This is a genomic window from Stenotrophomonas sp. FW305-C-20-S1 (assembly GCF_058783335.1).
Genome location: NZ_JBYTEK010000003.1, coordinates 80,464 through 100,403 on the forward strand (window position 1 = coordinate 80,464; position 19,940 = coordinate 100,403).

The window sequence follows — 19,940 nt, forward strand, 5'->3', positions numbered from 1 at the left end:
CAGGCATGAGTGGATTGACCGAACATGACCTCAGGATCCTTGGCAGCTATGCCAGGGATGGCAACCGCGAGCTCTATTGGAACTACCTGTCGCAGTTGCCGGGCGCCGACGGATACGGAACGCTGGCATTGGGTGTCGTCAGGAATGACAGCCTGCCAGGAAGGGTTGCGAACAGCTATGCGCAGAGCTTCGCCAGGACCCAGCAAGATGAAGGTTCCCGGTTCCCCAACGCCGAATTGACCGAGCGCCAGTGGGAATCGTTTGGGCAGACACTGCTTGATAGAGATCTGGAGCTACGGCAGAAGTGGATGGCCGAACGCCGCCCGGACCTGGCGCTGAACCTGCCTGGGGCTGACGTGATGCTGGCCCATGATCGCGCCTTCGATCAGCATCATCTGGATCCCAATTGCTGGACACCCCGCGTGCTGCTTCAGGCCGCAATGGAAAAGAGTGGCCCGCAGAAGCTCGAGCAGATCTGGAGCAACATGCTCGACAACGACGGGGCTGGCATCCCGCGCGTAAAGAACACCAGCGTGGATGCCATTACCCAGTTGGGCTGGAAGGCGGGAGGGGAGTATCTGACGAAGCTCGGTGGGCATGAGTTCCAAGCCGTTGGCGAGCTTTCCGCAGTCAGTCCCAATGCTATCGGCAGGCATGACGATTTTTCGCTGTACTTCGAACAGGACAACAAGTGGGTTCACTTTCGCTCACTGGATGGCCTGCTGATCAAACGCGATGTCACCGATCCGACCCGCATCGCCGAGCTCAACGACGCGCGCGAAGTCCGCCTTGAGCGCCAGCAGAAGGCCACCCACTTCCACCCGGAAGATCCCTACCGCTCCATCACCCGCAGCCCGCTCACTGCATCGGTCGATGGCATGCCAGGCCCCCAGCGTTCGCCAACGCGTTTGGCGGACATTGGCCCGGGCCACGCCGAGTACAGTCTGCTGCAGCAGGTCAGCGGGCATGTCGCCGGCATCGATGCCAGAGCAGGACGCACGCCGGATGAAAGCAGTGAACGTCTGACCGCCAGCGTGATGGTCCTGGCCCGGCAGAACAACCTGGACCGTGCCGACCATGTGCTGCTCAGCGCGCAGACGGCGGACAGCCCAGCTGGCCGCAACGTGTTCGTGGTGCAGGGCGAGATGAACGACCCGGCACACCTGAGGGCTTCCATGCCCACCGATGTGGCCGTGCAGACGCCGGTAGAGCAGTCGTTGCAGCGTCTGGAGCTGGCCAGTGCAGAACGGCAACAGGCCCAGTCCCAGCGTCAGCAGCAGGAACTGGACAACCAGGTGCGCGAGCAGCCGGCAATGCGCCTGGCATAGTGCACAGCAAGGGGCAGTGGGGTATTCCCATTGTCCCCGCACCCGTCACTTGCCCGGTGCGTCGGCAGTCTGCGCCGCCACCATCGCCTGCTGCATTTCCTTCAGCGACAGGTAGCCATCGCCGTCGGTATCCAGCCCCGTGAAGTACTTCGCAATTTCCGGCACCACGGTCGCTTCTTCCTTGCTGATCTTTCCGTCCTTGTCCTTGTCCATCGCAGCGAACGCGGCATCGATCGAGTCAGCCTGCTTGCTGAAGCGTGCCTGCTGATACGTAGCAAACTCGCCCTTGTCGACGCGACCGTCCTTGTTGCTGTCCATCGCGGTGAAGGTGGAATCGATATAGGCCTGTTTCGGGTCGGCTGGCGCCGCCTGTGCAAGCAGCGGGGCGGCGCATAGCGCGATCAGCAGGGCGGTCTTGTTCATATGCATTGCATGTAGTCCTTGAGCGAGGGAGTCAGCGGCAGGGGTAGGTGTAGCCATCGCGGTCGCGATAGCTGTCGGTACGGCGGTCGTAGTTGCCGTAGCGGTTCATGCAGTAATCGGCGCGCTCACGTGTTTCCCGCTCGCGCTTCGCCGCTGCCGCAATCACGCCCGCCACCACGGCCGCACCCACGACGCCTACCACTACGCCTGTGGCCTTGGCGTCGTGTCGGCGCTCACGTTCCCGGTCACGCTCCCGCTCGCGCTCGCGGCGCTGCCAGTCATCGCGCTCGCGGTCACGATAGTCCTGGTTCCACTGCGGGTTGTGGCGGTCGCCACGCTGCGCATGGGCATCGCCCGAGTAGGGCAGCAGCACCAGCAGTTGTGCGGCCGCCACAAGCAGCAGCACAGTCCTTCCTGTTTTCAGAAACATCGTCCAGCTCTTGTGCGGACATCGTCGGTAGCTGCAGTACACACCGCAGACATTGCGCGAACCTGCCGTCACGACAGGTAATTGCAGCGCCTACCGGACCAGAGCTTCCACCGGATCCAGCTGCGCCGCGCGACGTGCCGGCAGGAAGCCGAAGCCGATGCCGATCAGGCTGGAACACGCGAACGCCGCAATGATTGAACTTGCTGAAAACACCAGGCTGAAGCCCACGTCGGCCAGTGCCAGCACCGTGCCCAGCAGCAACGCCACGCCAATGCCCAGCACACCACCAAGCAGGCACACCAGCACCGACTCGATCAGGAACTGCTGCAGGATGTCGCTGCGCCGCGCCCCCACGGCCATGCGTACGCCGATCTCACGGGTGCGCTCGGTCACTGATACCAGCATGATGTTCATCACTCCTATACCGCCGACCACCAGCGCGATGGCGGCAATGGAGCTGATCATCATGGTGAGGATGCCGGTGGTCTGTTCAATCGAGTGGCGGATCTGCGCGTTGTTGCTCATGTAGAAGTCGGTACTGCCGTGGCGGCGGGTCAGCAACCGCGCAATGGCCTGCTCGGCCGCGTCCATGCTGGTCGCATCGGATACGCGCACGGTGATGCTGGATACATGGCTCTGGCCCAACACCCGCGCCATGGCGGTGGTGTAGGGCATCCACACCCGTAGCAGCGAGGCGTCGCCGGCGGCGCCGGCATCTTTCTTCACCACACCCACCACGCGCACCGGCACGGTGCCCAGCAGCAGGGTCTGCCCGATGGGATTCTCGGCTGCGGCGAAGAAGCGCGCGCGGGTGTTGGCGTCGATGATCGCCACCTGCTGATAGCCAGCCACACCCTGCGCGCCGAAGAAGGTGCCTTCGCCCAGCTTCAATCCATGCACGCGGAAGTACTGTTCGCTGACGCCCTGCACCTGCACGCTGGCGGAGCGGTTGCCGCGCATCGCGGTACCCGTGGTGGCTACGCCAGGGGTGGCACTGTCCACGAACGGTTGCCCGGCCAGGGCCACGCTGTCACCTGGGGTAAGGGTCTCCACCCGCGCCGCGTGCAGGTCGCCAAAGCCGGAGCCTGGATAGATCTCGATGGTGCTGGTACCCAGCGAAGAGATGTTGGACAGGATGGCCTGACGCGCGCCCGTACCCAGCGCGACCACCGACACCACCGAGGCGATGCCGATGATGATGCCGAGCATGGTCAGGAAGGTACGCATGCGGTGTGCGTTCATGGCGCGCAGGGCCATGCGGAAGGCCTCGGAGAAGCGATCACGCACGGCCTGCCAGCCGATGCCATCGTTGCGTTGCGGCATCGCGGTCGGCGCCATGCCCGCTGCCGAGCCAGCACCCGTGGCACGATCATCGACAATCCGACCATCGCGGATCTCGATGATGCGCTGGGCGTGTTCGGCCACCGCCATGTCATGGGTCACCAGCACCACGGTGTGGCCTTCGGCATGCAGCTCGCCGAGGATCTTCATCACTTCCTTGCCCGACTGTGTATCCAGGGCGCCGGTCGGTTCGTCGGCGAAAATCACCGCACCGCCATTCATCAGTGCGCGGGCAATCGACACGCGTTGCTGCTGGCCCCCAGACAGCTCGCCGGGCAGATGCTGCATGCGTTCACCCAGGCCCAGCCGCGCCAGCAGTTGGGCGGCCCGCGCGTGGCGCGCGGTGGAGGGCATGCCGGCATAGATCGCCGGCACTTCCACGTTGCCCAGCGCGGTCAGGTCTGCCAGCAGGTGGTAACGCTGGAAGATGAAGCCGAAGTGTTCGCGGCGCAGTTCGGCCAGTTCGTCGGGCGACATCTGCGCGGTCTGGCGTCCTGCAATCTGGTATTCGCCGGCAGAGGGGCGATTGAGGCAGCCGAGGATGTTCATCAGCGTCGACTTGCCCGAGCCGGACTGGCCGACAATGGCCACCAGTTCACCGGCATGGATGTCCAGGTCCACACCGTCCAGTACCACCAGCGCCTGCTCGCCGGCGGCGAATTCACGGCGCAGCCCACGTACGCTCAGCAGAGGCTCGCTCATGGGGGCGCTCATCGGGGCTGCGCGGGTGCGGCGGCGTCTTCGTCGCCGGCTTGAGCCAGAACCACCTGCTCGCCTTGCTTCAAGCCGCTGCGTACTTCCACCTGGATCTGGTCATCCAGCCCGATGGCGATGCGCCGCGCCACGGCGCGCCCGTCTGCACCGCGAACCTGCACGCTGTAGCTGCCATCGCCGGCCCGCGCACCCAGCGCGGCGGAGGGGATGGTCAGCACGTTGTTGGCACGGCCGAGCACGATGCGTACCTGGGCGGTCATGTAGCTGCGCAGGCGCCCATCACTGTTGTCCACGTCGAACTGGCCGTTGTAGTACATGGCGGTACGGCTGCCGGCGGACAACGCCGGTGACGTGAGGCTGGATGCATCTTCGTTGGTGATCGATTCGGGCGCTGGCGCAATGTCGCGCAGCGTGCTGCTGTAGCGGCGGCCCGCATCGCCAAGGATGGTGAAGAAGGCTTCCTGGCCGACCGTGGTGTGCACAACGTCGGCCTCGGAGATTTCGGCATAGACGGTCATCACGTCCTGGTTGCCCAGCATGACGATGGTGGGTGCGCTCTGTACCGCGTTCACCGTCTGCCCCTGACGGGCGACCACCGCCAGCACCGTGCCATCGGTAGGCGCGGTGATGCGGGTGTATTCCAGATTGGTCTGCGCGATGTCCACCTCGGTCTGCCGCTGCACGATCTCTCCATCCAGCGCTTTGATCTGTTCGCGTGTCGCCTCCACCTTGGCGATGGCTGCGTCGAAGTCGGCGCGGGCAACCAGCTGCGATGCGACCAGCCGTTGCTGCCGCCGCAGGGTCAGTTCGAGCTGGCGCAGATCGGTGGCCAGTGCATCGCGGTTGGCGCGTGCGGTGCGCTGCGCTGCCTGCGCACTCAGCAGTGCATTGCGCTGGGTACGGGAGTCGATGTCGGCAATCGGGTCACCTGCCTTCACCTTGTCGCCCAGCTTCACGTACAGGGTTTCGATGCGTCCGGAAACCTGCGCGCCCACGCTCACCAGCCGCGATGGCTTGATGGTGCCGGTGGCTTCCACCACCTGCTCGATGTTCCCACGCACCACGGACGCGAGCTGCAGCGGTGGCGGCGGTGCCGGTCGGAGCCAGAACCAGACGGCAATGGCAGTGCACAGTACGGTACCGGCGGTCATCAGCAGTCGGCGGTGTTTACGCGGTGCCGTGCTCATTCGCACAGCATCCAGAAGGGGCAGGTCATCGGTGGTCCTCGCGGCAGGAGAGATGCACGCGCCGGGTACCGGGCGTGGATGGCCGTCGAGTCTCAAGGTGATGGATTGCGTGAACCTTGCGGCGCTGTCGTGGTTGTCAGGTCACTTCCATGGCGATGACCAGCGCCACGGCGACGAACTGCAAGGCACTGCCCAGCACCAGCAATGCGCTGCGCAGACGGTCGGATGTCATGCGCAGGCTGCAGAGCTGGCACAGCGTGCCGATCACCAGCCCTGCGGCAGCGAGTGTGCTGGTCGGCTGCGCGTGCACGCGATGTATCACCAGCGGGACCCACGCGCTGGCCAGCATCATCCACGCTGCATGCCTGTCGACGGTGCGCATAGGCGCGGGGAGGGTTCGCTCTGTGGTGGATCGCCATGCGGACAGCGCGTGCAGCGCGGCATGTGCGACGACGAAGAGCAGCACCGCGATGGTCAGGGCTGCGTGTGCATGGCGGTGCGTTGAAGCCACCAGTGCACTGCCGGGCAGCAACAGGAACAGCGCGGCAAAAAGGCGCATCAGCACGTTCGGACGCTTCGCCGCAGGGATCGCGCGCAGCCACTGTGGCCAATGCGGCAGTCCGCGCGCGCGATCGGCATGCGAGCGTCTATTCCACGCAGCCGCGGTCAAACCCGATGTAGCTGGTGTCGCGCGGGATCGGGTAGAAGAGGAGGGTGGAGGAACTCCTTTGGTCACGTGCAGGCTTCCTGTCAGGATGGAACGCGATGGCACCGCAGATGCCATCGATTCGATGCTGCGCAGCGAACATTGCCGCAACCTTGCGTGTCATCGCTGTCTGCAGCGCACGGACAGGCGGCAGTCACCGATGTGCGGACGTCCTCAGTGCTCTAGCGATGGCGCAGAGGCAACGCCCGGGTGCTGTGGGAATTCGACGCGGATCAGCGCGCCGCCACCGGGGGCATCCAGAATCGTGACATGGCCACCGTGACGGTCGATCACCTGCCGCACCAGGTTCAGTCCCAGGCCCGCGCCGGTCTGGCGTGGGCGCAGTCGCTGGAACGGCTCGAACACACGCTCGCGCTGGTCCACCGGAATGCCGGGTCCATCGTCTTCCACTTCCAGGCAGCTGCCCTGCACCCGCACGATGATCTGGCGGCCACCGTGCTCGGCGGCATTCAACACCAGGTTGGAGATCACCCGTTCGACCGCGCCAGCCTCACCCAGCACCGGGAAGTGTGGTTCCACCGCCACCGCCACCGTCTTGTCCGACTGGATCAGCAGGGGCGCAAGATCGGCGGCCACCCGTTTGGCCACCCGGGCCAGGTTGAGGGTTTCCTTTGGACCGTCCTCTTCCATGCGGTGAAGGTCCAGCAGCTGCTCGGCCAGGGTCGCCAGACGCGCGACTTCCACGGCAAGGCTGCGCGAAGTCGAATCATCCGCGGCATCGATCTTTACCCGCAGGATCGCGATCGGCGTGCGCAACTCATGCGCCGCTGCGGCGATGAAACGGCGTTGCCGCTCGTGTCCTTCATCCAACCGACCCAATGCATCGTTGACGGCGGTCACCAGCGGCGCGATCTCCACCGGCACCGCGGTCTCGGTCAGGCGGATGCCACGACGGCTGGCCGAGATGTTGCGGGCTTCCTGCGCGATGCGCTCGACACCGGCCAGTGCCCGCCGCACGATGATCGGCGTCAGGATGATGGTGACCAGCGCCAGCAGCAGGAAGATCGGCAGGGTGATGATGTGCGCGGCCAACGCCATCTGCATGGTCAGCGAATCGGTTTCGCCATGGGCCATGATGGTCAGCTTGCCGGCCGGTCCGCTGTGCTGGCGCACTACCACCGCCAGGCCATCGCTGCGATCACGCCCGCGCAGGTCGCCATAGGGGATGCCATCGAGGGCGCCGACCAGCGAGGCATAGGCCGGTGGCACATGACCGAAGGTGACGTAGTGCCCATGCTCGTCCTCGGCGATGAACCAGGCACCGGGGACGAGCTTCAGCAGTTCCGCCAGCTCCGGCGTGTGCTGCACGTACAGTTCGCCGTTGCGGTCGCGGTGCACCGCCTCGGCCGCCACCGGTGCGAAGGTCTGGATGGTGTAGTAGCCACCGCTGTCGGCACGCACCAGCACCATCAGCAGGGCGAAGAAGGCCACCAGCAGGGCCAGCAACTGGTAGATCAGCGTCTTGACGATCAGCGGTCGCTTCAACGACGGGCGACGCGCCATCACTTGCTTTCCCGCATCAGATAGCCAACCCCGCGAATGGCGTGGATCTCCACGCCCGCATCGGCGTCAGCGAGTTTTCGGCGCAGGCGCGAGACGTGCGAATCGAGGGTGTTGGAATGGATGCCGTCGTCGAAGCCATACACCGCCATCTCGATGGATTCGCGCAGCACGGTGCGGCCCAGGCGCCGTGCGAGGGCGGCCAGCACCCGGATCTCGCGCCGCGGCAGCTCCAGCCGCTGGCCGCCCACACTGGCCTCGCCCGAGGCGGGGTCGAACACCAATCGGCCGATGCTGATGGACTCCACCTGCAATCCGCTTGGGCGACGGCCCGCAGCACGGATCCGCGCGAACAGCTCCTCCAGCGCGAAGGGCTTGGCCAGGTAGTCATCGGCGCCTTCATCCAGCCCGGCAATCCGGTCCGGCAACTGGCCCAGCGCGCTCAGCACGATGATCGGCACCCCGGGGTTGCGCTCGCGCAGCGGGGAAATCAACGCCAGGCCATCGCCATCAGGCAGGGTGCGGTCCAACAGCACCAGATCGTGCAGGCCGCACAGGGCCGCCTCCCGCGCCAGTGCCAGGGTATTGGCCACGTCCACCACGTAGCGCTCGCGCTGCAGGGCAGACTTGAGGGTGGCGGCCAGTTCGGCTTCGTCTTCGATCAGCAGGATGTGCATCAGCAGGGCTTGGGCAGGGTGGGGCCGCAGAAGGGCGGTTCGGCACGCGCCGGCACCGTATTACAGGAACATTGCGTGAACATGGCGTGCCTGCACAGCCACCGGCAGGTCATGCAGGGATGCGATGACGCCGCGGGGACGGCGCAAGGTTCACGCAATCCAGGCGCTGCAGCCTTGGCGCCCATTCGCAGTTCCCATCCCTGGAGTCACCATGAAGTTGTTCGTTCCGCTGCTGTTGCTCGCCACGCTGACCGGCTGCACCACCGCCAAGATGACCGTCACCCCGGATGGCCGCCGCGGCGTTTCCATCGACTGCAGCGGCTCCAGTTCCTGGAGCGGTTGCTACGAGAAGGCCGGGCAGATGTGCCCGGGCGGCTACGTGGTCTTCAGCAAGGATGGCGATGAGGGCAATGCCATCGCGGTCGGCAACAAGAACGGCTTCACCTCCACCCAGATGGTCACCCGCTCGATGCTGGTGTCCTGCTCGGGCTGACGCCGGTCGGGGAAGTGGCCATGCCACTTCCCCGTCGCGTTGCTCTGCAGCGCTGGCCTAGAAGCTGTAACCGGCCTGCACATACACCCGGCGCGGCTCGCCCGGGAAATGGCCGTTGCGCTCGATGAATCCGCTGGCGGCATACACCTTGTCGAACAGGTTCTTGACGTTGGCCTGGAACTGCCACTGCTTCCACGTGGTTTTCCAGCTCATGTCGAACACGGTGTACGGCTTCACGCGCTGGCCATCCAGGCTGATGCGCTCATCCACGTAGTCGGCACCGAAGCCAACGGCCGAGTTGATCGCCGGCAGGTCGTAGCGCGTCCACAGGCCCAGCTTGTTGCGCGGTGCATTGGCGAAGCGATCGCCGGAGGCATTGGTGATGCCATTGGGGCCCGCGTCCTTCACCCGCGCGTCGTTGTAGGCGTAGGTCAGGTTCAGCACCCAGCGCTCGGTCACGTCGGCCAGAAGATCCAGTTCCATGCCGGTGCTGCGCACCAGGCCCAACGCCGCCAGCTGGTTCACTCCATCGATGACCTCGCCAGTGGCCTGCACGATGTTGCTGCGGTCGATACGGTAGGCCGCCAGGTTCAGGCTCAGGCGCTCGGCCAGCAGCGATTTCATGCCCACTTCCCACTGCCTGCTGCGCTCGGCATCGAACGGGCCGCCTGCGGCGGAATTCTGGTTGGCCGCCGACTGCGGCACGAAGCCGCTGGCCACGTTGGCATACAGGTTCAGTCCATCGCGAACGATGAACGTACTGCCCAGGCGCCAGCTGATGTCGTTGCCATCCACGCTGCTGCCGGCAAGGCGGTCATCGTCCTTGAAACCGTCCCAGCGCAGGCCGGCCAGCACGTGCCAGCGCGGGGTCAGGGCCAGCTCGTCCTGCAGGTAACCGCCATAGCGCCTGCTGCGCGTGCTGGTGCTGCGCCAGGGCAGGCTGGACAGGTTGTAATCGTGCCAGGTGCTGGCGCCATACACCGGATTGAACAGGTCGATGCCACGCACCGGGCCGGCGCCGCGCGCGAGGTCGGCGCTGTTGGCGGTCTGCGCGGTGAAGTCCGCATCCAGCTGGTATACGTCCGCACCGAACAGCACCTTGTGTTCCACCGGACCGGTGCTTACCCGCCACACCGCATTGGCGTTGGCGGTGAACGCCTCGTTGTCGCGGATCTGGTTGCGCAGCTGCCGGGTCATCCATTCGGCCACGCCATCGCGGTCGCGGTCGATCAGGCCCATCGGCTCGTGGTACATCTGGTGTTCGTTGTTGCTGAACCAGCGCGCGGCAATATCCACGTCCAGGTTGTCGCGCGGCGCGAAACGGTACTGTGCCAGCGCCACCTTGGCCCGCATGTCCAGGAAGTCGCTGGCCTCGTTGTGGTTCCAGCGACGGTCGGTCAGGAAATTGCCCCTATCATCGACCGGAACACCGCGCAGGCGATTGCCGCCCAGGTTCTGGGCAATGTCGGTGAACTGCAGCACCAGCTCGCCGGTGTCGCCCACGTCGAAGGCCAGCGAGGCATCGCCGATCACGCTTTCACTGTCGGTGTTCCAGCGCACGCCCTGCTCGTTGTCGCCATACAGGCCGGCGCGGTAGCGCACCGTGCCGGCTGCATTCAACGGCCCGGTACCTTCGATCGAGCCGGCGCGGAAATCCTTGTTTCCCATCTGCAGTTCAACGCGGTGTTCGGCAGTGGCTTTCGGCTTGCGGGTCACATAGTTGATGACGCCGCCAGCGTCGCCGCCCCCGTACAGCGCGCCGGCCGGTCCCTTCAGCACCTCCACCCGCTCGATGTTGAACAACTGCGGTACCGAGAATCCCGCATAGGGGTCGCCCCGCAGACCGTCATACAGCACGTTCTCCTGGCGGAAACCACGCAGGGTCACCCCGGCATAGCTGAAGTAGCTGATGCCGCTGATGCTGCGATAGAGATCGGTCACCTGGCGTGCAGCCTGGTCGTCGATCAGCTCGCGCGGCAATACCTGGATGGACTGCGGCACCAGTTCCAGCGGTGTATCGGTGCGGGTGCCGACAGCCGCGTCATCCACCCGGTACAACGTCTGTGCGCGGCCACGCACCTCCACCTTGTCCAGCTCCTGCACGCGGCTGGGCGGGGCGTCGGCGGCGTATCCGGGGGTGGCAAAAGGCAGTGTCGTCGCCAGGCACAGAATGCTGCGGCGGGGCAGGAAGTGGGGCATGGGCGTATCAGGCTTGTCTGCAAATGAGAAAGATTAGCATTTGCAATGAGCGGGTGCCCATCCCCCGATTGCGTCATGGACGCGCGGACGGATCCGTATACGGCGTACCGGCCAATGCCACCAGCGTCCCCGTCGCGCCGCGCACGATCAGCGGCACCATCGCCTGCCGCGGATCACCGCCGAACGACAGGGCGCGCAGCCCCTGTTCGTAGGCGGCCACCATCGACGCCATCAGCATCGTCGCACCCAGTCGTGCGTCGGCGTCGCCGGCGGGTCGCCCCGCTGACTCAGCCATCAACTGCGCCAGGTCATCGGTCAGCAGCGCCTGCAGCTGCCGCGCATGGGCCACCAGTACGGCGCTCTGGGTCACGGTTTTCCAGAACGACGCCGCACCGGCGTTGATCCGCAGCAGCGGATGGCCGGTGTCCAGCAGTTCCCGCACCAGTCCTTGGAAGGCGGCCAGCGGCGTCATCGACGTGCGCGCGGCCATGCCCTCGCGCAGCAACTGGCGCGCTTCCTCGTCACGGTCGAACACCAGCTGTTCCTTGCTGGCGAAGTAGTTGAACACCGTTTTGCGCGAAACCCCGGCGGCGTCGGCGATCTCGCTCATTGACGCCGCCTCGAAGCCGCGCTCGATGATCAGCCGGGTGGCGACGTCGGAAATCGCCTGTCGGGTCTCGGCTTTGCGCTGCTCGCGGCGGCCGGGTGGCGGGGGCATGGGCGGGTCACTTGTGGAAAAGTGCACCGAGTGTAACATTGCGACCGCCAGAGCGCCGACCCGGTGCTCATGAGGATTTCCAATGCGGTACGACGTCGTCATTGCCGGGGCTGGCCCGGTGGGACTGCTGCTGGCCTGTGAACTGTGTCAGGCAGGAAGCGCGGTGCTGGTGCTGGAGAAGGCGGCGGCCTCGCCGGATTCGCCGCTGAAGCGCCTGCCGTTCGGGCTGCGCGGTTTGAATGCCCCGACGCTGGAGGCGCTCGACCGGCGCGGTCTGCTGGACGCGGTGGCAGCCGGCCAGGTGCTGAAGCCGGAGAAGGGCCCGCCGCCGCCGGGAACCGCGCACTGGCTCTCGCAGCCACGCAAGCTGGGTGGTCACTTTGCGGGTATTCCGTTTGCACTGGACAATGTCGACAGCGGTCGCTGGCCCTGGCGCCTGCACAGCCCGGTCGGCACGCAGATGGCGGTGGAACTGCAGGCGCTGGAGGCCGTGCTGGCCGAGCGCGCGCAGGCGCTGGGCGCAGTGATCCTGCGTGGTGCGGGCGTGCAGAGTGTGCAGATGGGGGGCGACGAGGTCCAGATCGAGGCGGGTGGGCAGACCTTCCGCGGGCGCTGGCTGGTCGGCTGCGATGGAGGCCGCAGCACCGTACGCAAGCAGTGTGGTTTCAGCTTTGCTGGTACCGATCCAGAGTTCACCGGCCACTCGCTCAGTGTTGAACTGGAAGATCCGACGGTACTCAGCCCGGGGCGTCACACCACCGCGCAGGGCATGTGCAACTTCAATCCGCCGGGCACGATCGCCCTGGCCGACTTCGACGGCGGCGCGGGCCACCGCCAGCCACTTGATCGCGAATCGGCACAGGCGCTGCTGCGCCGCATCTCCGGCCGCGAAGCAACGATCACCGCACTGCATCTGGCCACCACCTGGACCGACGGCGCACGGCAGGCCACCGCCTATCGTCGTGGCCGCGTGCTGCTGGCCGGCGATGCCGCACATGTGCATTCGCCGCTGGGTGGGCAGGGTCTGAATCTGGGCCTGGGCGATGCGATGAACCTTGGCTGGAAGCTCGCCGCCGTCGTGCGCGGCGAGGCAGCTGATGCGCTGTTGGATACCTATCAGGCCGAACGCCATCCGATCGGCGCGCGCGTGCTGGAATGGTCGCGCGCGCAGGTCGCATTGATGCGCCCAAGCGCGGGCTCACGTGCACTGGCTGCCATCGTCGCCGATCTGGCAGAAACACGTGATGGCGCCACGTATCTCGCCGAGCGCGTGTGGGGTGTGGGCCAGCAGCTGGACCTCGGCCATACCCATCCGCTGGTGGGCCGCAGCACGCCGGATTTCCTGCTGGTCGATGGTCGCCGCATGGGTGAACTACTGCGGGCAGGGCAGGCGGTGCTGCTGGTGTTCGATGCTGCTGCCTCGTTGTGCGAGGCGGTTGATGTTGAACGGGCCCGCATCCTGTCCATCGCGCAGCCCGCTGTCGATTCGCTGGGCCTGTCGGCGCTGCTGGTTCGTCCGGACGGCATTGTCGCCTGGGCCAGTGATGGCGCCGATGCGGCAGGACTGGCGCGGGCGGTACAGGAATGGACGGGCTCAGCTGGCAGGGAAGCGATTGCCTGAGTTCCGGCGCAGCCCGCGCAGGGCTGCGCCGCCATCTTTCAGAGATCCTTCTTCTTGCCGCTCAAGTCCAGCGGCTGGTCATTGCCTTTGCGCTCGCTCGACCAGACCTCAACGCTCTTGCTGCATCGGCTTTCGCGGGCGGCAACCTCAGGCGGCAGGTCCTTCACATGCGGCGACTCCTGGCAGGCTGCGTGCATGGCCGAATCGTCATAAGTGGCACAGGCGCTGATCGAAGCGAGAGCAAGGAAACAGAGAGCGGAGCGGAGCAGGGGCTGCGGCAGGCGCATGGGGGGATCTCAAGAGGGCCGGTCTGGCCATCGAATTCAATCCGTGACCTGGCTCACGCGCAATCCGACTGGCAGCACTTGTTATTAAGTAACAATTGTGGGAGTGCTCAGAGGCGGGCGATTGCCAATCAGGCGATGCAGATCAGGAACACCGTCGACAGCGCGAGCATCAGCACGAACACGCGCCGGCTCAAGGCCAGGCAGGTCAGGCAGGCCGCCAACGCCCAGGCCGCCAGCAGTGCACATCCCAGCAGCCACAGCCCGACCGTCATCATCGAGCCGGCCGCTGCGGCAGACAGCGCAAAGACCTTGAACAGCGCCACGCCCAGCACGCTGCCCAGCGCGCCGGCCCGCAGGGCAATCGCATCGTGGCAGGTGGGGGAAAGCTGGCGGTGCATGAGGACTGTGTCGCGCGTGGGGGCTGGCGTGTGCAACTCTGCAGCAAGGCGGATCTACGCCGCGTGTTCGTCGCACCGCCAACGCGCAAATGCCGTGATGAGCTCACCGCGGCATGTGCTTGCTGAATGCCAGTGCTGCCCGGTCAGCGCACCGGTTGGGAGGCCAGCATGTCGCGCCCGTGTGGGGTCAGATCGATATCCGCATCTTCCGCCTGCACCGCCAGGCCTTCCTTCACGGCCCACGTCGCCGCATCGCTTCCCACAGGGCGCGCATCGGCAATGGCGCGCAGGATGGTGAGCTGGTCTTCAGTCAACGGCATGGTACGCCCTCATACGCCCAGCAGGGGCGGCAGTTGCCAGTCCGAAAGGCGCGCATTGCTGATGGCCTGATGGCAGCCACAGGCATCACAACGGAACAGCGTACCGCCCGGCAGGTGCAACAGGTTTGCATCCTGGGCGCAGGTGATTTCCGCACAATGACGGCATGACACGGTAAGCGAAATGATTCGCTCCACGTCGCCGGAAATATTGAACGCGGCCTCGAAGGCATGGATGGCGAAGTGGCCGGTGTCCGGCATGGTGTTCTCGGTTGCAGACAGGTGTCTCCATCCTCGTTTTCCCACCGTGATGAGGCTGTCAGGCCAGCGCGGTGGCGAAGTCAACGAGGTCCGCTGCTACGCTTCAGGACTGCGCATGCGGCTGGGATAGCATGCAGGTTGAATTTCCACTCGCCGCTGGCAACGGAGTAGCCCGCAATGGACATCGAACTGGACGGCAACCGCATCCGCAGCGAGCGGGCATTCCACGAGACGCTGGCGCTCGCACTGGGTGTCGAGCGCGGTTATGGGAACAATCTCGACGCCCTCTGGGATCTGCTGAGTGCCAGCGTCGAGCGCCCGCTGCAGCTGACCTGGAACGGCCATCAGGTTTCCAGAGAGGCGCTGGGGCCTCGCTTCCAGCAGATCGTCGACGTGCTTGAGCGGGTGCAGCGCCAGGATGAGGCCATGGCACTGGGCGAACGCTTCAGCTATTGCCTGCGGTAGGTTCGGTGTGCAGCCGCTGCCAGCGCGGTGCTACCTGTTGCCTCCAGGGCAACACCGTCGCCTGGGCGACGGCTGACGAACCGTGCGCAGTTCAGCGGCTGCCGGCGATGGCAACCCTGCGCTTCTCCAGCATCACCGACACGCACCACAGCAGCAGGCCGCCGACCGCCGTCGCCGCACCTACGTAACCGGTGGTGGCCGGGCTGAAGCCGGCGCTGATCGCCATGCCGCCCAGCCACGGGCCGAGCGCATTGGCGGTATTGAACGCCGCATGGTTGGAGGCGGCGGCCAGGGTCTGCGCCTCGCCGGCCACGTCCATCAGGCGCGTCTGCAGTACCGCAGCCAGGGCGCCCATCGTACCCACGGTGATGATCATCGGGCCGATGGTCCACACCGATTCGGCGGCCAGCGGGTACAGCAGCAGCATCATGATCGACCACACCAGCACCACTGCAGCGGCCTTGAAGTGGAACTTGTCGACCAGCCAGCCACCAGCGATGTTGCCGATGATCGCACCGATGCCGAATACGCCCACCGCCAGCGGCATCCACGACTCGGCCACGCCGGTCACCTGCACCAGGGTCGGTGCCAGGTAGGTGAACACGCAGAACATGCCGGCAAAGCCCACCGCACCGATCGACAGCGCCAGCCAAACCTGGGTGGTGTTGAATGCGCGCAGCTCGCGCATCGGCGAGGTCCGCACCTCATCCGGATCGGGTAGCAGGAAGCGCGCGATCATCGCCACCGTGGCGATGGCCAGCACGCTGACCAAGGCGAAGGCGGTGCGCCAGCTCAGCTGCTGGCCCAGCCAGGTGGTCAGCGGATTGCCGATCAGGATCGCCACCGACAGCCCCAACAGCACGCGCGACATTGCTTGGCCGCGCTGGCCGGCCGGGCTGATCGCTGCGGCCACCAGCATCGCCACGCCAAAGTAGGCGCCATGCGGCAGGCCAGCGACGAAGCGCGCCACCAGCATCGTGCCGTAGTTCGGGGCCAACGCGCTGGCCAGATTACCGACGGCATAGAAGCCCATCAGCGCCAGTAGCAGCTTGCGGCGCGGGAAGCTGGCGCCGACGAAGGCCAGGATCGGTGCGCCCACCACCACGCCGATGGCGTATGCGCTGATCAGGTGGCCGACCTGCGTCTCGCTGATCGACAGGCCGCGGCTGATCTCCAGCATCAGGCCCATGCTGGCGAATTCACTGGTGCCGATGGCGAAGCCGCCCAACGACAGGGCGAGGATGATCAGGGTGCGCTGGCGCGGCGTCAGCCGAGCGGCCAGGGGAGAGTTGGGGCTCATTCGGGGGCGCAAAGGGGCGGGGGAAGCGCCCCATTGTACTGCTGCACCGCAACAGGCATCAGCCGGGCTGAGGGTAAATCAGTGTTCGATGGGTGGTGCTGCCGGCGTGGCCGGCTGGCCAAGCGCCGCCAAGGCCCGTCGGTATTTGTCACGCAGGCGCTCGGCGGTGGCGGCATCCAGCGATGCCAGCCGCGCTTCATCGGCATTGTCGGCGATGTCGGCCAGCTTGACCTTCAGTGCCAGCGGATCCGCCGAAATTCGTGCGTAGTACGTGTCGGCATCCGCCGCAGACGTCCGGCTCAGCAGCCGGACCGCGTCCTGCAACGGAGCGGGAAAGGCCTGCACCTGCCCAGCGAAGGCCGGGCAGTCCTCGATCACATCATGCAGCCAGGCCACCACCTCTGCTTCATCATCGCCGCGCACGGCAGCGGCCACCCGGCCAACGTGGCCGATGTAGGGGTGCCCTGCCTTGTCGACCTGGCCGGCATGGGCCTCCAGCGCCAGCATGCGTGCACGTTCTACCCAGTCCATTGCGATCTCCCCGGTGCAAGCGTGTATTGTCGTACGGACTGTCTGCATGCCGCCACCACGGCCGTGCAGGCATCATCGGACGCTGCAGGAATGGCATCTGGATTCCATCAGGGAGATGAGACATGCAGGAATACACCCATCAGCTGGAACTACGCGGCCGCTTCCGTCTAGTAGCGGTGACCCACGAGCCGGTGTACGCTCCCGGCGATGTGGTCGGCCATGCGGTCATCGTCGACGGTGGGGAACGTCTGACCGACCTGATGTCGTTGGCCGATGCGCGCCGGTACCTTGAGGAACTGGTGCGGGAAGAGGGCGTGGAGCCCGGGCTGGAGAATGAAGTCAACCTGCGGAGGAAGGCGTCGCAGCGACGCCGCCGCTAAGCCGTCGCGCCCTCGGGCGCATCATGGAGGATTCGGGTGTTGTCCAGTAAGAAGTATCTGCTCATCGCCATCATCACGCTGGCGACCCTGCTGCTCGGGTTCGTGCTTTCCGGTTACCTGACGCTGCTGCTGCTTGGTCTGGATACCAAGCTGCTCACCTGGAATACCTATTACCAGTATTTCCACGCCATCGGCCAGCCGCAGGTTGCCCCGTTCGTGGGCAAGATCAAATGGGCCGGCTACCTCGGCTTCGGCCTGCCGCTGCTGGTGCTGGCCATCGTCGGCCTGGTCGTGCTGCTGAAGAAGGACAAGCGCTCGCTGCACGGTGACGCGCGCTTTGCCACCGGCGCCGATCTCGCCAAGCACGGCATGTTCAAGAAGAGCGGCCAGAGCATCGTGGTCGGCAGCCATGGCGGCAAGCTGGTGCGCCTGGATGGCCAGCAGTTCGTCATCCTGGCCGCCCCGACCCGTTCGGGCAAGGGCGTCGGCGTGGTCATCCCGAACCTGCTGGAGTACGGCGAATCGCTGGTGGTGCTGGACATCAAGCAGGAAAACTTCGACCTGACCAGTGGTTGGCGCGCCAGCCAGGGGCAGGAGATCTACCTGTTCAACCCCTTCGCCGAAGATCGCCGCACCCATCGCTGGAACCCGCTCAGCTATGTCTCCGACGACCCGGCGTTCCGTGTCTCGGACCTGATGAGCATCGGTGCGATGCTGTATCCGGATGGCTCGGAAGACCAGAAGTTCTGGATCAGCCAGGCGCGCAATGCCTTCATCGCCTTCACCCTGTACCTGTTCGAGAACTGGGATGACGAGCGCAGCAGCGGCTTCCCGGGCGGGCAGGGCACGCCGACCCTGGGTGCGGTGTACCGCCTGTCCTCCGGCGATGGCAGTGACCTGAAGAAGTTCCTCAAGGGCCTGTCCGAGCGCCCATTCCTCAGCAGCAACGCGCGCTCGGCGTTTGCCAACATGCTGTCCCAGGCCGACGAGACCTTCGCCTCGATCCTGGGTACCTTCAAGGAACCGCTGAATCCCTGGATCAATCCGGTCCTGGACAAGGCCACCAGCACCAACGACTTCCTGCTCACCGACGTGCGCAAGAAGAAGATGACCATCTACATCGGCATCCAGCCCAACAAGCTGGCCGAAAGCCGATTGATCATCAACCTGTTCTTCAGCCAGCTGATCAACCTCAACACCAAGGAACTGCCCAAGTCCAATCCGGACCTGAAGTACCAGTGCCTGCTGTTGATGGACGAATTCACCTCGATCGGCAAGGTCGAAATCATCGCCTCGGCGGTGTCCTACATGGCCGGTTACAACGTGCGCCTGCTGCCGATCATCCAGAGCATGTCGCAGCTGGATGCCACCTATGGCCGCGAGGTCTCGCGCACGATCATCACCAACCACGCGCTGCAGATCCTGTACGCACCACGCGAGCAGCAGGACGCCAACGACTATTCGGACATGCTGGGCTACACCACCATCCGCAAGAAGAACGTCACCCACGCGCGCGAAAAGACCCACAGCTTCACCGAGGAGCGTCGCGCGCTGATGCTGCCGCAGGAGCTCAAGGCGATGGGGCCGGACAAGGAAGTCTTCCTGTACGAAGGCATCCCGCATCCGGTCAAGTGCGACAAGATTCGCTATTACAAGGACCGCTATTTCACGTCACGTCTACTGCCAAAGGTTGACGTGCCGATGCTTGATGTCTAAGTTGCAAACTTGAAAGTGTGACGCATGCACGCATTCATTGAGGTGAATTAGTGAAGCGCGTCAAAGAAACGCCATACGTTGGTCAAAATTCAGATTTGTCTGACATCGAATTGACGCGTAGTTGTGCGACTCTATGCGTGGCTTGCGGATCTGTGTGATTCGTCATGCTTTCAGAGTGGCCAGGAGTTTCAGCCATGGGAACAGGGATGGTTCCGACGTTGGTGAGGGTGCGTGAGAGGGGCCTCGGATGAGGTTGCTTCACGCGACTTGGTTGGCAGCTTTCGAGCTGCAGGGGAACCGTGCCCATGTGCTGTTAAGCAGTGCATTCGTTACGTTTCCGGCGTGCATCGCGCAGTGCCGGACGACCAAGGGACCAACATCGGGACTGCTTTTTCGTACGTCAAAGTGAAGCCCGTATGAATCAGGCGTTTATTGCAAAAATGTCCATCGCCGCAGTGGCGGCGTTGATGGTGGCAGGTTGTGCTACCAAGCCCGCACCCGACTTTGGAGGGCGTTGGAAGCCGGTCAACCGTTTCGCGACGGCTCCGACCGAGATTCCGCTGTACTCCAGCTACGTCTATCAGGCGTCGCCGATGGATCGCACGCTGAAGGCCATGCTCGAGCGCTGGGCCAAGGATTCCGGCCGCACGCTGGACTATCGCCTCAGTTCGGATTTCACCCTGTATGGCGCGGTGTCGGAGATCGACACCACCAACGCACAGCAGGCAGTGATCGATCTCACGGCGGCCTATGCGGCGCAGGGCGTTTCCGTCTCCATCGTCGGCAACCAGATCGTCGTGCAGAGCGCTGGATCGACGCCGACCGCGTCGGCCCAGGATCCTGAAGCCAGCAGCGGCAGCTGAGACCGCGTCGAAATCATCGAACGTGCCGCACCCCGCGCCTGGCGCAGGGGCGTCGCGCCCATTG

Annotated in this window: 22 protein-coding genes; 7 read left to right on the forward strand and 15 right to left on the reverse strand. The window is 65.1% G+C overall.

What is annotated here, in order from left to right; all coding sequences use genetic code 11:
• The first annotated feature begins 5 nt into the window (after window positions 1-5).
• Complete coding sequence (locus tag AC3WTC_RS03235; protein WP_492710550.1) at window positions 6-1,328, forward strand: Smlt3024 family type IV secretion system effector; 1,323 nt, start codon at window positions 6-8, stop codon at window positions 1,326-1,328.
• 45 nt (window positions 1,329-1,373) lie between these two features.
• Here AC3WTC_RS03235 and AC3WTC_RS03240 read toward each other — a convergent pair whose 3' ends face one another.
• The 7 genes from AC3WTC_RS03240 to AC3WTC_RS03270 all read right to left on the reverse strand — a co-directional run bounded on the left by AC3WTC_RS03240 (window position 1,374) and on the right by AC3WTC_RS03270 (window position 8,327).
• Window positions 1,374-1,751 (reverse strand): EF-hand domain-containing protein, encoded by a 378-nt coding sequence (locus AC3WTC_RS03240; RefSeq protein WP_492710552.1) that lies wholly within the window; start codon window positions 1,749-1,751, stop codon window positions 1,374-1,376.
• Between the two features lie 31 nt (window positions 1,752-1,782).
• A complete protein-coding gene (locus AC3WTC_RS03245; RefSeq protein WP_223482912.1) occupies window positions 1,783-2,181 on the reverse strand; it encodes a hypothetical protein in 399 nt (132 codons plus the stop codon).
• A 90-nt stretch (window positions 2,182-2,271) separates the two neighbouring features.
• Entirely contained in the window at window positions 2,272-4,236 is a 1,965-nt protein-coding gene (locus AC3WTC_RS03250) for a MacB family efflux pump subunit (RefSeq protein WP_492710554.1), read from the reverse strand.
• A complete protein-coding gene (locus AC3WTC_RS03255; RefSeq protein WP_492710556.1) occupies window positions 4,233-5,423 on the reverse strand; it encodes an efflux RND transporter periplasmic adaptor subunit in 1,191 nt (396 codons plus the stop codon). The genes AC3WTC_RS03250 and AC3WTC_RS03255 overlap by 4 nt, the downstream gene beginning before the upstream one ends.
• A 136-nt stretch (window positions 5,424-5,559) precedes the next feature.
• Entirely contained in the window at window positions 5,560-6,207 is a 648-nt protein-coding gene (locus AC3WTC_RS03260) for a hypothetical protein (protein ID WP_492710558.1), read from the reverse strand.
• Between the two features lie 96 nt (window positions 6,208-6,303).
• Entirely contained in the window at window positions 6,304-7,653 is a 1,350-nt protein-coding gene (locus tag AC3WTC_RS03265; RefSeq protein ID WP_492710560.1) for a sensor histidine kinase, read from the reverse strand.
• Window positions 7,653-8,327: a response regulator transcription factor gene (locus AC3WTC_RS03270; RefSeq protein ID WP_140227295.1), complete on the reverse strand. Its 675-nt coding sequence runs from the start codon at window positions 8,325-8,327 to the stop codon at window positions 7,653-7,655. Before AC3WTC_RS03270 ends, AC3WTC_RS03265 begins: the two co-directional genes overlap by 1 nt.
• 211 nt (window positions 8,328-8,538) lie before the next feature.
• Between AC3WTC_RS03270 and AC3WTC_RS03275 the strand changes: the two genes are divergently transcribed.
• Complete coding sequence (locus tag AC3WTC_RS03275; RefSeq protein ID WP_080148506.1) at window positions 8,539-8,820, forward strand: hypothetical protein; 282 nt, start codon at window positions 8,539-8,541, stop codon at window positions 8,818-8,820.
• Between the two features lie 57 nt (window positions 8,821-8,877).
• Here the strand turns inward: AC3WTC_RS03275 and AC3WTC_RS03280 are convergent, their stop codons facing one another.
• Both AC3WTC_RS03280 and AC3WTC_RS03285 read right to left on the reverse strand, forming a co-directional pair.
• On the reverse strand, window positions 8,878-11,019 hold the full coding sequence (locus tag AC3WTC_RS03280) for a TonB-dependent siderophore receptor (protein ID WP_492710563.1): 2,142 nt from the start codon (window positions 11,017-11,019) through the stop codon (window positions 8,878-8,880).
• A 73-nt stretch (window positions 11,020-11,092) separates the two neighbouring features.
• Window positions 11,093-11,737, reverse strand: a complete 645-nt coding sequence (locus AC3WTC_RS03285) for a TetR/AcrR family transcriptional regulator (RefSeq protein WP_492710565.1) — start codon at window positions 11,735-11,737, stop codon at window positions 11,093-11,095.
• An 82-nt stretch (window positions 11,738-11,819) separates the two neighbouring features.
• Here AC3WTC_RS03285 and AC3WTC_RS03290 point away from each other — a divergent pair, with 82 nt between their 5' ends.
• Window positions 11,820-13,358, forward strand: coding sequence for an FAD-dependent monooxygenase (locus tag AC3WTC_RS03290; protein WP_080148509.1), 1,539 nt, complete (start codon window positions 11,820-11,822; stop codon window positions 13,356-13,358).
• Between the two features lie 38 nt (window positions 13,359-13,396).
• On the opposite strand, the gene AC3WTC_RS03295 is transcribed toward AC3WTC_RS03290, so the two are convergent.
• The 4 genes from AC3WTC_RS03295 to AC3WTC_RS03310 all read right to left on the reverse strand — a co-directional run bounded on the left by AC3WTC_RS03295 (window position 13,397) and on the right by AC3WTC_RS03310 (window position 14,621).
• Complete coding sequence (locus AC3WTC_RS03295; protein ID WP_080148510.1) at window positions 13,397-13,645, reverse strand: hypothetical protein; 249 nt, start codon at window positions 13,643-13,645, stop codon at window positions 13,397-13,399.
• A 128-nt stretch (window positions 13,646-13,773) separates the two neighbouring features.
• On the reverse strand, window positions 13,774-14,043 hold the full coding sequence (locus AC3WTC_RS03300; protein WP_025878728.1) for a hypothetical protein: 270 nt from the start codon (window positions 14,041-14,043) through the stop codon (window positions 13,774-13,776).
• Between the two features lie 143 nt (window positions 14,044-14,186).
• A complete protein-coding gene (locus AC3WTC_RS03305) occupies window positions 14,187-14,363 on the reverse strand; it encodes a hypothetical protein (protein WP_170919576.1) in 177 nt (58 codons plus the stop codon).
• 9 nt (window positions 14,364-14,372) lie between these two features.
• Window positions 14,373-14,621 carry a hypothetical protein gene (locus AC3WTC_RS03310; protein ID WP_025878727.1) on the reverse strand — a complete coding sequence of 83 codons (249 nt, stop codon included), beginning with the start codon at window positions 14,619-14,621 and terminating at the stop codon, window positions 14,373-14,375.
• A 177-nt stretch (window positions 14,622-14,798) separates the two neighbouring features.
• Here AC3WTC_RS03310 and AC3WTC_RS03315 point away from each other — a divergent pair, with 177 nt between their 5' ends.
• A complete protein-coding gene (locus tag AC3WTC_RS03315) occupies window positions 14,799-15,086 on the forward strand; it encodes a barstar family protein (protein ID WP_080148511.1) in 288 nt (95 codons plus the stop codon).
• A gap of 91 nt (window positions 15,087-15,177) precedes the next feature.
• On the opposite strand, the gene AC3WTC_RS03320 is transcribed toward AC3WTC_RS03315, so the two are convergent.
• Together AC3WTC_RS03320 and AC3WTC_RS03325 are read right to left on the reverse strand one after the other, a co-directional pair.
• On the reverse strand, window positions 15,178-16,386 hold the full coding sequence (locus AC3WTC_RS03320; RefSeq protein ID WP_492710569.1) for an MFS transporter: 1,209 nt from the start codon (window positions 16,384-16,386) through the stop codon (window positions 15,178-15,180).
• Between the two features lie 78 nt (window positions 16,387-16,464).
• Window positions 16,465-16,917, reverse strand: coding sequence for a phosphohydrolase (locus AC3WTC_RS03325; protein ID WP_492710571.1), 453 nt, complete (start codon window positions 16,915-16,917; stop codon window positions 16,465-16,467).
• Between the two features lie 122 nt (window positions 16,918-17,039).
• Between AC3WTC_RS03325 and AC3WTC_RS03330 the strand changes: the two genes are divergently transcribed.
• From AC3WTC_RS03330 to AC3WTC_RS03340, 3 genes are all read left to right on the forward strand, one after another.
• Entirely contained in the window at window positions 17,040-17,297 is a 258-nt protein-coding gene (locus AC3WTC_RS03330) for a hypothetical protein (protein ID WP_025878723.1), read from the forward strand.
• 36 nt (window positions 17,298-17,333) lie between these two features.
• On the forward strand, window positions 17,334-19,013 hold the full coding sequence (locus AC3WTC_RS03335; RefSeq protein ID WP_033831430.1) for a type IV secretory system conjugative DNA transfer family protein: 1,680 nt from the start codon (window positions 17,334-17,336) through the stop codon (window positions 19,011-19,013).
• A gap of 416 nt (window positions 19,014-19,429) precedes the next feature.
• Entirely contained in the window at window positions 19,430-19,876 is a 447-nt protein-coding gene (locus AC3WTC_RS03340) for a hypothetical protein (RefSeq protein ID WP_025878721.1), read from the forward strand.
• Window positions 19,877-19,940: the final 64 nt, after the last annotated feature.